The sequence below is a fragment of the Microbacterium oryzae genome (assembly GCF_030406385.1).
Taxonomy (GTDB): Bacteria; Actinomycetota; Actinomycetes; order Actinomycetales; family Microbacteriaceae; genus Microbacterium; species Microbacterium oryzae_A.
Genome location: NZ_JAUEPM010000007.1, coordinates 20,637 through 32,993, shown reverse-complemented (window position 1 = coordinate 32,993; position 12,357 = coordinate 20,637). Strand labels below are relative to the sequence as shown.

Genomic DNA, 12,357 nt, shown 5'->3' with positions numbered 1-12,357 from the left:
AATTCACCGTGCTGGGCATTGCTCCGCGCGAGAAGCTGGAGCCACAGGTTGACTCAGGCAGCGAACCTCCTCGCCCACGCCGCCGCTGACGGAGAATTCCATCCGCCGTCGATCGACGACTTCTTCCCCGCTGGGCTGCTGTTCGCGGGCACGCCGTTCGAGATCACGCGCATCAACCTCGCGCAGTTCCTCGCCACGGCCGTCCTCGTCGTCATCCTCGTGCTCGGCACGCGCCGGATGGCCGTGGTGCCAGGGCGCTTCCAGAGCGTCGTCGAGATGGGCATGCTGTTCGTCCGCGACACGTTCGCGCACAACATCCTCGGGCGCAAGGACGGGGACCGGTTCCTCCCGCTGCTCATGACGATGTTCTTCATGATCCTGTTCATGAACCTCACGGGCATCATCCCCGGCATCAACATCGCCGGCACGAGCGTCATCGCCGTCCCGCTGCTGCTGGCCGTGGTGTCGTACGTGGCGTTCATCTACGCGGGCCTCAAGCGCAGCCCGGGCGGATTCATCCGGAACTCGCTGTTCCCTCCCGGGGTGCCGCCGTTCCTGTACATCATCGTCACGCCGCTCGAGTTCCTCTCGACCTTCATCATCCGGCCGGTCACCCTCACGCTGCGACTGCTGATGAACATGATCGTCGGGCACCTCATGCTCGTGCTGTTCTTCTCCGCGACGCAGTTCTTCCTGTTCACGATGGGCGGCCTGTGGTCGCTGCTGAGTGTCGGAACGCTCGCGTTCGGATTCGTCTTCACCCTGTTCGAGGTCCTGGTTGCCGTGCTCCAGGCCTATGTCTTCACAGTCCTCACCGCGGTCTACATCCAGCTCGCGGTTGCGGAAGAGCACTGACGGACGACCACACGGTCATCCGCCTTACCGAAAGGAAAAACCCGTGGACGCTACCACGATTCTGGCCGAGGTCAACGGTTCGATCGCGACGGTCGGCTACGGCCTGGCCGCCATCGGCCCCGCGATCGGTGTGGGCATCGTCGTCGGCAAGACGATCGAGTCGACCGCTCGCCAGCCCGAGCTCGCCGGCCGCCTGCAGACGCTCATGTGGATCGGTATCGCCTTCACCGAGGCACTCGCCTTCATCGGCATCGCCACCGGCTTCATCTTCGGCTACAACTGATCCCTCGCTCGAGACATAAGGAGGCAGGATGCTGAACGCTCTTGTCACTGTCGCCGCGGAGGAAGCCCACAATCCGCTCATCCCGGCGATCTACGACATCGTCTGGTCTGCGGTGTGCTTCGTCATCATCCTCGCGGTGGTGATCTTCGTGGCGCTCCCGCGTCTGACGAAGATGCTCGACGAGCGCTCTGCCGCCATCGAGGGCAACATCGCGAAGGCGGACGAGGCCCAGAAGCAGGCCGAAGCCGCTCTCGAGGAGTACACCCGGCAGCTCGCCGAGGCCCGCCGCGAGGCCGGCGACATCCGCGAAGCCGCCCGCGAGGACGGCAAGAAGATCGTCGCGGAGGCGAAGGACAGCGCAACGGCCGAGGCCGAGCGCATCCAGTCCACCGCGCACACGCAGATCGAGGCCGAGCGTCAGGCCGCCCTCGTGTCGCTCCGCGGCGAGGTGGGCGTCCTCGCCCTCGACCTCGCATCGGGCGTCATCGGGGAGACCCTGAACGACGACCTCAAGGCGCAGTCGGTGGTCGACCGCTTCCTGGCCGACCTCGAGGCTTCCGAGAAGGCGGCGAAGTAATGGGCAGCGCGACCACTCAGGCGCTCGCAGCGAGCGCATCCGCGCTCGATGCCGCGCCGGTCGACCTCGACACCGCGCGCGAGCTGTTCGCCGCGTCGCGTGCCGTCGCCGGCGCCCCGGCGCTGAGCGGCGCGCTCACCGACTCCGCAGCGACGGCCGAGAACCGCGGCGCCCTGGTCTCCAGGGCGTTCGGCTCGCTGTCGCTCGTCACGCGCGGACTCATCGCGCAGGTCGTGTCGCAGCGGTGGTCCTCGGGAGACGACCTCGTGTCGGGTCTCGAGGAGCTCGCGATCCGGGCCGCGGCCAAGGCCGAGGCCGCCGATGTGGAGGCCGAGCTCTTCCAGGTCGTCCGCATCATCTCGGCGAACCCGCAGCTCGAGCTCGCGCTCGGCAGCAGGCTCGGCGGGAGCGCCAAGAAGGGGGAGCTCATCGGCTCTCTCCTCCAGGGCAGGGCCAGCGAGGGCACGACGCTCATCGTGTCGTCGCTCGTGCAGCAGTCGCACGGTCGCCGCGTGCGCGCGATGCTCAACCGCGCCATGCGCATCGCCGCCGCCCAGCGCGGTCGCACGGTGGCCACGGTGTACACCGCGGCGCCGCTGTCGCCGGTGCAGAGCGAGCGGCTCGCCTCCGCGCTGTCGAACCGCTACGGCGGCGAGATCGCGCTCAACCCCGTGATCGACCCGACGGTCGTCGGCGGCATCCGCATCCAGGTCGCCGACGATGTCATCGACGGCAGCATCTCGTCCCGCCTCGCCGATCTCCGGCAGAGGCTCGCAGGCTAAGCTCTCCCGCCCCGGCGGACGGCTCAGGGGCCGCCCTCGGCCCCACAACACTAAGGAAGACAATGGCAGACATCACCATCAGCCCCGACGTCATCCGTGACGCGCTGAAGGACTTCGTCGCCGCTTACGAGCCCACCGGTTCCGCGGCGAACGAGGTCGGCACGGTCGTCGACGCGGCAGACGGCATCGCCCACGTCGAGGGCCTGCCGGGCGTCATGGCGAACGAGCTCGTCCGCTTCGGCGACGGCACGCTGGGCCTTGCGCAGAACCTCGATGAGGACGCCATCGGCGTCGTCGTGCTCGGCGAGTTCACCGGCATCGAGGAGGGCCAGCAGGTCACCCGCACCGGCGAGGTCCTCTCCGTCCCCGTCGGCGAGGGCTACCTCGGCCGCGTGGTCGACCCGCTCGGCAACCCGATCGACGGTCTCGGCGAGATCGCCGGCATCGAGGGTCGTCGTGCGCTCGAGCTGCAGGCCGCAGGCGTCATGCAGCGCAAGAGCGTGCACGAGCCGATGCAGACGGGAATCAAGGCGATCGACGCCATGATCCCCGTGGGCCGCGGCCAGCGCCAGCTCATCATCGGCGACCGCCAGACCGGCAAGACCGCGATCGCGATCGACACGATCATCAACCAGAAGGCCAACTGGGAGTCGGGCGACCCGACCCAGCAGGTCCGCTGCATCTACGTCGCGATCGGTCAGAAGGGCTCGACCATCGCCGGCGTGCGCGGCGCGCTCGAAGAGGCCGGCGCGATGGAGTACACCACGATCGTGGCCGCTCCCGCCTCCGACCCCGCGGGCTTCAAGTACCTCGCGCCGTACACCGGCTCGGCGATCGGCCAGCACTGGATGTACCAGGGCAAGCACGTGCTCATCGTGTTCGACGACCTGTCGAAGCAGGCCGAGGCGTACCGTGCCGTGTCGCTCCTCCTCCGTCGTCCGCCGGGACGCGAGGCGTACCCCGGTGACGTCTTCTACCTGCACTCGCGTCTGCTCGAGCGCTGCGCGAAGCTCTCCGACGAGCTGGGCGCGGGCTCGATGACGGGTCTGCCGATCATCGAGACGAAGGCCAACGACGTGTCGGCCTACATCCCGACGAACGTGATCTCGATCACCGATGGCCAGATCTTCCTGCAGTCCGACCTCTTCAACGCCAACCAGCGTCCTGCGGTCGACGTCGGAATCTCGGTGTCGCGAGTGGGCGGCGACGCTCAGCTCAAGCACATCAAGAAGGTCTCCGGCACGCTCAAGCTCGAGCTCGCCCAGTACCGCTCGCTGCAGGCCTTCGCGATGTTCGCGAGCGACCTCGACGCGGCATCGCGTCGTCAGCTCGACCGCGGTGCGCGTCTGACCGAGCTGCTCAAGCAGCCCCAGTACACGCCGTACCCCGTCGAGGAGCAGGTCGTCTCGATCTGGGCCGGCACGAACGGCAAGCTCGACAGCATCGAGGTGGAGGACGTCCTCCGCTTCGAGCGCGAGCTGCTGGACTACCTGCGCCGCAACACCTCGGTGCTCGAGACGCTGCGCACCTCGGGCAAGCTCGAGGACGCGACGGTTGCCGAGCTCGAGCAGCAGGTCGACAAGTTCGTGCTCGAGTTCAAGCAGGGCGGCGGTCAGCACCTGACGGACGCCGGTCGCGAGGAGTTCGCTCCCGCCGCCGTGGAGGACGTGAACCAGGAGCAGATCGTCAAGGGCCGCCGGGCGTAAGGCCGGCGGAGACGACGCATCATGGGCGCACAACTCAGGGAGTACAAGCAGAAGATCTCTTCTGCTCAGACGACCAAGAAGATCACGAAGGCGATGGAGCTCATCGCGGCTTCGCGCATCCAGAAGGCGATGGCGCGCGTGCGCGCGTCATCGCCCTTCGCCCGCGAGGTGACGCGTGCGGTCTCGGCCGTCGCCACCCACACGTCGATCGACCACCCGCTCACCCGTGAGCCGGAGGTCGTGCGGCGTTCGGCGATCGTCATCGTCAGCGCCGACCGCGGTCTCGCGGGCGCCTTCAACTCGCAGGTCATCCGAGAGGGGCTGGAGCTGGCCGAGCTGCTGCGCTCGGAGGGGAAGGAGATCGACTTCTACCTCTTCGGGCGCAAGGCCGTCGGCTACTTCCAGTTCCGACGGGTCACGGCGAAGGCGGAGTGGGTCGGCGACGCCGACACACCTCACTTCGAGACGGCCGAGGAGATGGCCGCGGCGCTGCTCGAGGCGTACGAGCTCGACGCGAGCGAAGGCGGAGTGGACGAGATCCACGTCGTCTACAACCGCTTCGTGAGCATGATGACGCAGACGCCGGAGACGATCCGTCTGCTTCCGCTCGCGGTCGTCGAGGCGGAGGAGTCGGCATCCGCCGACGTCTATCCCCTCTACGAGTTCGAGCCGGACGCCACGCTGGTGCTCGACCGCCTGCTGCCGGTGTACATCCAGAGCCGCATCTTCAACGCCCTCCTGCAGTCGTCTGCCGCCAAGCAGGCCGCGACGCAGAAGGCGATGAAGTCGGCCAGCGACAACGCCGACAAGCTCATCACCGACTACACCCGCCTGCGCAACAACGCGCGACAGGCAGAGATCACTCAGCAGATCGCCGAGATCGTCGGCGGCGCCGACGCGCTGGCGTCCTGAGCTGTAGACCCACCAGGAAAGAGACGAAAGTATGACTGCCAACGCCACGGCCGAGACCACTGCGGTGGTCGGGCGCGTCGCTCGCGTCACGGGCCCCGTCGTCGACATCGAGTTCCCGCACGACGCGATCCCCGACGTCTACAGCGCGCTCAAGACGACGATCACCATCGAGGGCGAGAGCACCGAGATCACGCTCGAGGTCGCGCAGCACCTCGGCGACGACATGATCCGCGCCATCTCGCTCAAGCCCACCGACGGCATGGTCCGCGGCCAGGAGGTGCGCGACACCGGTGCGCCCATCTCGGTGCCCGTCGGCGACGTCACCAAGGGCAAGGTCTTCAACGTGATCGGCGAGGTGCTCAACCTCGGCGAGGGCGAGACCCTCGAGATCAACGAGCGGTGGCCCATCCACCGCAAGGCGCCCAACTTCGACGTGCTCGAGTCGAAGACCCAGATGTTCGAGACCGGCATCAAGTCGATCGACCTCCTCACGCCGTACGTGCAGGGTGGCAAGATCGGCCTGTTCGGCGGCGCGGGCGTCGGCAAGACCGTCCTCATCCAGGAGATGATCCAGCGCGTCGCGCAGGACCACGGCGGCGTGTCGGTGTTCGCCGGTGTCGGCGAGCGCACCCGCGAGGGCAACGACCTCATCCACGAGATGGAGGAGGCGGGCGTCTTCGACAAGACCGCCCTGGTGTTCGGCCAGATGGACGAGCCGCCGGGAACGCGTCTGCGCGTGGCGCTGTCGGCTCTGACGATGGCGGAGTACTTCCGCGACGTGCAGAAGCAGGACGTGCTGCTCTTCATCGACAACATCTTCCGCTTCACGCAGGCGGGCTCCGAGGTGTCGACCCTGCTCGGTCGCATGCCCTCGGCCGTGGGATACCAGCCCAACCTCGCCGACGAGATGGGTGTGCTCCAGGAGCGCATCACCTCGACGCGCGGTCACTCGATCACCTCGATGCAGGCGATCTACGTGCCGGCCGACGACTACACCGACCCGGCCCCGGCCACGACGTTCGCGCACCTCGACGCGACGACGGAGCTGTCGCGTGAGATCGCCTCGAAGGGTCTGTACCCCGCGATCGACCCGCTCACCTCGACGAGCCGCATCATGGACCCGCGCTACCTCGGCGCGGACCACTACCGCGTCGCGACCTCGGTGAAGCAGATCCTCCAGAAGAACAAGGAGCTGCAGGAGATCATCGCCATCCTCGGTGTCGACGAGCTCTCGGAGGAGGACAAGATCGTCGTGTCGCGTGCGCGTCGCATCCAGCAGTTCCTCTCGCAGAACACCTACATGGCGAAGAAGTTCACCGGTGTCGAGGGCTCGACCGTGCCGCTCAAGGAGACGATCGAGTCGTTCGACGCGATCGTCAAGGGCGAGTTCGACCACGTGGCCGAGCAGGCCTTCTTCAACGTCGGCGGCATCAGCGACGTCGAGGCGCAGTGGGCGAAGATCCAGAAGGAGAACGCCTGATCATGGCGCTCAACGTCACCCTCGTCTCCGCGGAGGCGGAGGTCTGGACGGGCGAGGCGAGCCTCGTGGTCGCCAAGACCACCGAGGGTGAGATCGGCTTCATGCAGGGGCACGAGCCCGTGCTGTCGATCCTCTCCCAGGGGCAGGTCCGCATCACGCAGGCGGATGGCCAGAAGATCGTCGCGGACGCCCGCGACGGGTTCGTGTCGATGGAGGGCGACGTGCTCACCATCGTCGCCGGTCACGCCGCACTCGTCGACTGACGCAAGTTCACTCCCGCCAGGGCGGAGGATCCTCGGATCCTCCGCCCTGGCGTTCGTCTGCGCCCGACGGGCGCGGAAGGGACATCCGTGCTCATCCTGCTCCCGCCATCCGAGACCAAGCGCCCCGGCGGCGACGGCGCGCGTCTGCGACTCGCCGACCTCCGCCTGCGGGAGCTCGTCGGGGAGCGCGAGGCGGTCGCCGACGCGCTCGTCGCGCTGTCGGCGGACCCCGAGCGCGCCGCGCGGGTCCTGAAGCTGGGCGCCCGGCAGCTCGGGGAGATCGAGCGGAACGCCGCCCTGCTCGCAGCGCCGACGATGCCCGCCGTCGATCGGTACACCGGGGTGCTCTTCGACGCGCTGGATGCCCCGACGCTGTCCGCCGGCGCGCGGGAGTGGCTCGCACGCCATGCGCTGATTCACACCGCGCCGTTCGGTCCGGTCGGCGCGAGCGATCCGATCCCCGCGTACCGCCTCGCCGCCGGTGCCGCGCTGCCCGGGGTGCCGCCGCTGCGCCGTCACTGGGCAGCGGCCGCCTCCGCCGCGCTCGGCCGCGAGGCAGGCGACGGCCTCGTCGTCGATCTGCGCTCGAAGGCGTATGTCGAGCTCGGCCCGCTTCCCGAGCACGTGGCGGCGGTCTCGGTGTCGGTCGTGGCCGAGGGCGCGGATGGCGCGGTGCGCGCCCTCAATCACTTCAACAAGAAGGCGAAGGGCCGTCTGACGCGCCTGGCCGCCGAGAGCGCCGCCGTCTGGGAGACGGCAGACGACCTGATCGTCTGGGCGGGATCCGTCGGCCTGGACATGCGTCCCGGGGGGTCGCCGCGCGAGGTGCTGCTCGTCGCCGAGTAGCGGCCGGCGGTGCGACTCTGGCATCGTGGTCGTGCGGCCAGGACCGGTCGCGGACATCCGGGAGGTCTTCGATGTACGACGACGTGTACGGCCCGAACGGCGGGGCGCTGCTCGCGGTGCTCGGCATCTTCCTCTTCCTCCTCGCCTTCGGCGCGGTCATCTACTACGTCCTGAGCTCGTGGTTCCTCATGAGGATCTTCGACAAGGCGGGCGTGCAGGGCCGCTGGCGCGCGTGGGTGCCCGTGTACAACCTCATGGTCTTCTTCAAGCTGGGCGACCTGAGCCCCTGGCTCGTCCTCTACAGCCTGGCGGGGTCCATCCTGCTCGGCTTCATCGACCTCGGCTTCATCTTCGGGATCGCGACGGCGGTGCTCTCCGCGATGGCCGCTTACCGCGTGGGTCTCAAGCTGCAGAAGGAGGGCGCCTGGGTCGTGCTGTACATCTTCCTGTCGCTCATCTGGCTCGGCATCAACGCGTTCGACAGGTCGCGCTGGAACCCGGCCGTGCCGCCGGCGCCATGGAGCGGCAACGCCTTCTTCGGTGACCGCACGGTGTGGGACGGCGTGCCCTCCGGCACGCGCTCCGGCCTCGGCGCGCCCGACTACGGAGCCGCAGGCTACGGCCAGGCGCCCTACGGCCAGGCGCCCTACGGCCAGGCGCCCTACGGGCAGGCACCCTACGGCCAGAACGGGTACGGCCATCCGCAGCAGGGGCAGGCACCGTACGGTCAGTCGGCTCCCGACGCGTTCCCCAGCGCCTTCCCGCCGCCGGCGGATGCCACCGGCGGTCTCCCTCCGCGCGGCGACGCACCCGGCGTCTACCCGCCCTCGCCTGCCGGCACCACGCCCGGCGCGGTCCCGCCCCCGCCGCGGCGTGAGGGCGACGACCCGTCGACCCCGCCGGCGCCGCCCGCTCCCTGACCGCAGCGGCGACGAGAACACGAGCGCGCCGCTCGACTAGGATGTGATGACCGCGCTCGCTTCACCGAGCGCTCACCGACACCCGGAGGCCCTTTCGTGCCAGACGCACCCGTGACGACTCAGTCGACGATCGTGCGACGCGCCGGGGGAGACGTCATCGTCTCGTGGGCCGGCGTCACCGATCGCGGCCGCAAGCGCGAGATCAATCAGGACGCCGTCCTCGCGCACTTCCCGCTCTTCGTCGTCGCCGACGGGATGGGCGGCCACATCGGCGGCGAGATCGCCAGCGCGAGCACCGTCGCGCGGCTGCAGAAGGTCGTCGAGCACGGCGACATCACGCCGGAGGCGATCGAGGACGCGCTGCTGCGCGCGGTCGGCGACATCGGCGACCACCCCGAGACGACGGACGAGGGCACCGGCACGACGGTGACCGGCATCTACCTCCACGCTGACGGCGAGGAGGACGCCTGGATCGTCCTCAACATCGGCGACTCGCGCGTGTACCTCGACCGGGACGACGCGCTCGCGCAGATCACGGTGGACCACTCGCTCGTCCAGGAGCTCGTCGCCTCCGGGCGGCTGAGCCCCGAGGAGGCGGAGAACCACCCCTACGGGAACGTCATCACGCGTGCCGTCGGCCCGAGCGAGAGCGTCGTGCCCGACTACGTCCGCCTCGACGTGCGCGCGGGCGACCGGTTCGTCATCTGCTCGGACGGGCTCACCAAGGAGCTGACGGACTACGGGATCCTCCACTTCCTCCGCCAGAACGCCGACCCCGCCGCTGCGATCGAGGCGATGCTCGCCGCTGCGCTCGAGAACGGCGGGCGGGACAACGTCTCGATCATCGTCGTCGACGTGAAGGATGCCGCCCCGACGGCGGAGCACGGCGTCTCCACAGCGGACTCCCCGGCGTAGCCCCCTCCACAGATCCGCGGGGGCCGGGCGGCCCGAGTGCGTCGCGCGGTGTCATGGAGGCATGACGACGTCCGTCCTCCCGCGCATCGACGAGCCGATCGCGCTCCCGGCCCCCGCGGTGCCGCCGCGCCCTGCACGCTGGCCGCTGTTCGCCGCGCTCGTGCCGGTGGTCGGCGGCATCGCCATGTGGCTCGCGACCGCCTCGGTGCTCTCGCTGTGCTTCGCCGCCCTCGGGCCGCTCATGGCGCTCGCGTCGGCGGTCGACGCCCGCCGCAGCTCCCGCCGCGAGCTGCGGCGATCGGAGGCCGAGTACGCGTCCGCCTGCGCCCGCGTCGAGGCCGAGGTCGACCGGCGTCACGAGCGCGAGCGGCAGGAGCTCGCCGCGCGCCTCGTCGGCGTCGCCGCCCTCCTCGCCGACGCGGGCCGGGTGTGGCGAGCCGGGGCAGACGAGCTCGTCGTCGGACGCGGGCCCAGCTCGAGCCGCGTGCGGGTGACCGGGGGCGACGGCGAGCACGCCGACGGCGTCCGCGCGCGAGCCGGCGTCCTGGAGGACGCTCCCGTTGCGGTGAGCGCCGCCGAGGGCGTCTGCGTCCGCGGCGATCCCGTCGTCGCCCGCGCGGTCGCGCGGGCGCTCGCCGTGCAGCTGTGCCTGCGCGCATCGCCGGGCGAGCTCGCGGCGTGTCCGGGGCCGGAGGGGGAGGAGTGGCTGGATCTCCTGCCGCATCGCGGCGCGACGGCGCCGCACCGGCTCGCGCTCGTGCTCGGCGGCGCCGCGCCCGCGGAAGCGGACCGGGTCATCGCCGCGCGCGGCCCGGGCGACCCGCCGCCGGACGCATGCGGGGCGGTGCTGGAGATCGACGGCGGCCTCCGCGGCCGACTCCTCCGCGGCCCGCATGTGCAGGAGCTGGCACTGGAGGCCCTCTCCGGCGCCCAGGCGGCCGCGCTCGCAGAGCGCCTGTCCGGGATGCCCGCCGCCGGCGGTGTGTCCCAGACGGACCCGCCGCTGACCCTGGGCTCCCTGGAGCCCGTCGCGTCCGGTGAGGCAGCGGCGCTTCCCGCCGTGATCGGGGCGGCGGCCGGCGAGCCCGCCGTCGTCGACATCGTGGGCGACGGCCCTCACGCCGTGGTGGTCGGCACCACGGGCGCCGGCAAGAGCGAACTGCTGGTGACGTGGGTGGCATCGCTCGCGCGCACCTACACGCCGGAGCGGGTGGTGTTCCTCCTCGCGGACTTCAAGGGCGGGACGGCGTTCGACGTGCTCGCGCATCTGCCTCACGTGACGGGCGTGATCACCGACCTCGACGCAGGGGCCGCGCGGCGTGCGGTGGAGAGCCTGCGTGCAGAGCTGCGGCGACGGGAGACGCATCTGGCGGCACGCGGCCTCCGCGATGTCGCGGCCCCCGGCGCCGGCCTGCCGCGCCTGATCATCGTCGTCGACGAGTTCGCGGCCCTCCTGCACGACCATGCCGACCTGCACGCGGTGTTCACCGACGTGGCCGCGCGCGGCCGGGCGCTGGGGATGCACCTCGTGCTCGGCACTCAGCGCTCGACGGGCGTGCTCCGCGACGCGCTGGCCGCCAATTGCCCGCTGCGGATCGCTCTCCGAGTGGCCGAGCCGGCGGAGAGCCGCGGCGTCATCGGCCGTGACGACGCCGCCACGTTGCCCGGCGGTGCAGACGGGCGCGGGCTGGCGTACATCCGGCGCCCCTCCGACGCCGGCCCGCGGCTCACCCGCGTGGCGCTCACCGCTCCGGCCGATGTGGCGGCGATCGCCCGGTCGGCGGATGGCTCGCGGTCGCGCGGTCCGTGGCTGGCACCCCTGCCGCCGGAGCTTCCGATCGACGCGCTGCCCCAGGCCGGGCCCGGTGAGGTCGTCCTCGGGCTCGCCGACGACCCCGAGCATCAGCGGCAGCCGCTCGTCCTGCTGCGGCCGGGTGCGGACCGAGCGCTCGCCGTCGTAGGCGGAGCCGGCAGCGGGAAGACGAGTCTGGTGCGCCTCATCGCCGAGCAGCGCCGCGACGCCCTGCTCGTCCCATCCGACGCCGAGGGCGCATGGGACGCCGTGGAGCGCGCGGAGGGGGCGACCGGTGCGCTGCTCCTCATCGACGACCTGGACGCTCTGCTCGCGCGGTTCCCGCACGACCACGCGCACCTCCTCGCCGAGCGGATCGAGGGCATCCTCCGCGACGCGGGGGAGCGGCGGAGCACGGTCGTGCTCACGCTCGCCCGTGTGGCCGGCCCGGCAGCGCGCATCCTCGACCTCGTCGCACGTCGCGCGCTGCTGGCGGTGGCATCGCGTGCCGACCATGCGGCCGCGGGTGGCGAGAGCGGCGCTTTCGACCCCCGCCGCGCCCCGGGCCGCGGCGTCCTCGACGGACTCGAGGTGCAGCTCGCGATGCCGCGCATGGCAGGGCGCGTCCAGGAGCCTGCCCCCACGACGGCATGGCGTCCGACCGCTCCCGTCACGGCACTCTCAGCCAAGGCGGCCCGGCGACGAGCGGTCGCCCTCGCCGAAGGGTGGGGCGACGAGGTCCGGGTGGTCGTGCTCGACGACCTCCCGCCCGGCATCACCCTCGCCGGACTCGCGCAGCCCGCCTCACCGGTGGTCGTCGCGGGGGAGCCGGAGTCGTGGCAGCGTCAGTGGGCGCTCCTGCAGGAGGCGCGCTCGAGCCATCCGCTCGTCGTGAGCGCGGAGTGCGCGAGCGAGCTGCGCGCACTCACCGGCGAGCGGGAGCTGCCACCGTACGCGCGGCCCCGCGCATCACGCGCGTGGCTCTGCGTCGAAGGGCGGCCGCCGCAGCGGGTGGTGCTGCCTTGA

General features: G+C 70.7%; 12 protein-coding genes. All 12 read left to right on the top strand.

All coding sequences use genetic code 11. The features are described from left to right. The first annotated feature begins 48 nt into the window (after positions 1-48). Complete coding sequence (gene atpB, locus QWJ90_RS11130; RefSeq protein ID WP_246171893.1) at positions 49-855, top strand: F0F1 ATP synthase subunit A; 807 nt, start codon at positions 49-51, stop codon at positions 853-855. 43 nt (positions 856-898) lie between these two features. Then, entirely contained in the window at positions 899-1,138 is a 240-nt protein-coding gene (atpE, locus tag QWJ90_RS11125) for a F0F1 ATP synthase subunit C (protein WP_156241867.1), read from the top strand. A 28-nt stretch (positions 1,139-1,166) separates the two neighbouring features. Continuing rightward, complete coding sequence (locus QWJ90_RS11120; protein WP_156241866.1) at positions 1,167-1,715, top strand: F0F1 ATP synthase subunit B; 549 nt, start codon at positions 1,167-1,169, stop codon at positions 1,713-1,715. Beyond that, on the top strand, positions 1,715-2,497 hold the full coding sequence (locus QWJ90_RS11115; RefSeq protein ID WP_290107905.1) for a F0F1 ATP synthase subunit delta: 783 nt from the start codon (positions 1,715-1,717) through the stop codon (positions 2,495-2,497). Before QWJ90_RS11120 ends, QWJ90_RS11115 begins: the two co-directional genes overlap by 1 nt. 62 nt (positions 2,498-2,559) lie before the next feature. Beyond that, on the top strand, positions 2,560-4,203 hold the full coding sequence (gene atpA, locus QWJ90_RS11110) for a F0F1 ATP synthase subunit alpha (RefSeq protein ID WP_290107904.1): 1,644 nt from the start codon (positions 2,560-2,562) through the stop codon (positions 4,201-4,203). A 21-nt stretch (positions 4,204-4,224) separates the two neighbouring features. Then, positions 4,225-5,115, top strand: coding sequence for a F0F1 ATP synthase subunit gamma (locus tag QWJ90_RS11105; RefSeq protein ID WP_156241863.1), 891 nt, complete (start codon positions 4,225-4,227; stop codon positions 5,113-5,115). A gap of 31 nt (positions 5,116-5,146) precedes the next feature. Beyond that, entirely contained in the window at positions 5,147-6,595 is a 1,449-nt protein-coding gene (gene atpD / locus QWJ90_RS11100; RefSeq protein ID WP_290107902.1) for a F0F1 ATP synthase subunit beta, read from the top strand. A gap of 2 nt (positions 6,596-6,597) precedes the next feature. Next, entirely contained in the window at positions 6,598-6,858 is a 261-nt protein-coding gene (locus QWJ90_RS11095; RefSeq protein ID WP_156241861.1) for a F0F1 ATP synthase subunit epsilon, read from the top strand. 87 nt (positions 6,859-6,945) lie between these two features. Then, positions 6,946-7,704 carry a YaaA family protein gene (locus tag QWJ90_RS11090; protein ID WP_290107901.1) on the top strand — a complete coding sequence of 253 codons (759 nt, stop codon included), beginning with the start codon at positions 6,946-6,948 and terminating at the stop codon, positions 7,702-7,704. Between the two features lie 71 nt (positions 7,705-7,775). Beyond that, positions 7,776-8,624 (top strand): DUF5684 domain-containing protein, encoded by an 849-nt coding sequence (locus QWJ90_RS11085; RefSeq protein WP_290107900.1) that lies wholly within the window; start codon positions 7,776-7,778, stop codon positions 8,622-8,624. A 111-nt stretch (positions 8,625-8,735) separates the two neighbouring features. Then, positions 8,736-9,539, top strand: coding sequence for a PP2C family protein-serine/threonine phosphatase (locus QWJ90_RS11080; RefSeq protein WP_290107899.1), 804 nt, complete (start codon positions 8,736-8,738; stop codon positions 9,537-9,539). 61 nt (positions 9,540-9,600) lie between these two features. Continuing rightward, on the top strand, positions 9,601-12,357 hold the full coding sequence (locus QWJ90_RS11075) for an FtsK/SpoIIIE domain-containing protein (RefSeq protein WP_290107896.1): 2,757 nt from the start codon (positions 9,601-9,603) through the stop codon (positions 12,355-12,357).

What these genes read in the sequence shown, in the direction of transcription:
- QWJ90_RS11120 (WP_156241866.1), top strand. Translation starts at nt 1,167, where the DNA reads ATGCTGAACGCTCTTGTCACTGTCGCCGCGGAGGAAGCCCACAATCCG.
- QWJ90_RS11115 (WP_290107905.1), top strand. Translation starts at nt 1,715, where the DNA reads ATGGGCAGCGCGACCACTCAGGCGCTCGCAGCGAGCGCATCCGCGCTC.
- atpA (WP_290107904.1), top strand. Translation starts at nt 2,560, where the DNA reads ATGGCAGACATCACCATCAGCCCCGACGTCATCCGTGACGCGCTGAAG.
- QWJ90_RS11105 (WP_156241863.1), top strand. Translation starts at nt 4,225, where the DNA reads ATGGGCGCACAACTCAGGGAGTACAAGCAGAAGATCTCTTCTGCTCAG.
- atpD (WP_290107902.1), top strand. Translation starts at nt 5,147, where the DNA reads ATGACTGCCAACGCCACGGCCGAGACCACTGCGGTGGTCGGGCGCGTC.
- QWJ90_RS11095 (WP_156241861.1), top strand. Translation starts at nt 6,598, where the DNA reads ATGGCGCTCAACGTCACCCTCGTCTCCGCGGAGGCGGAGGTCTGGACG.
- QWJ90_RS11085 (WP_290107900.1), top strand. Translation starts at nt 7,776, where the DNA reads ATGTACGACGACGTGTACGGCCCGAACGGCGGGGCGCTGCTCGCGGTG.
- QWJ90_RS11075 (WP_290107896.1), top strand. Translation starts at nt 9,601, where the DNA reads ATGACGACGTCCGTCCTCCCGCGCATCGACGAGCCGATCGCGCTCCCG.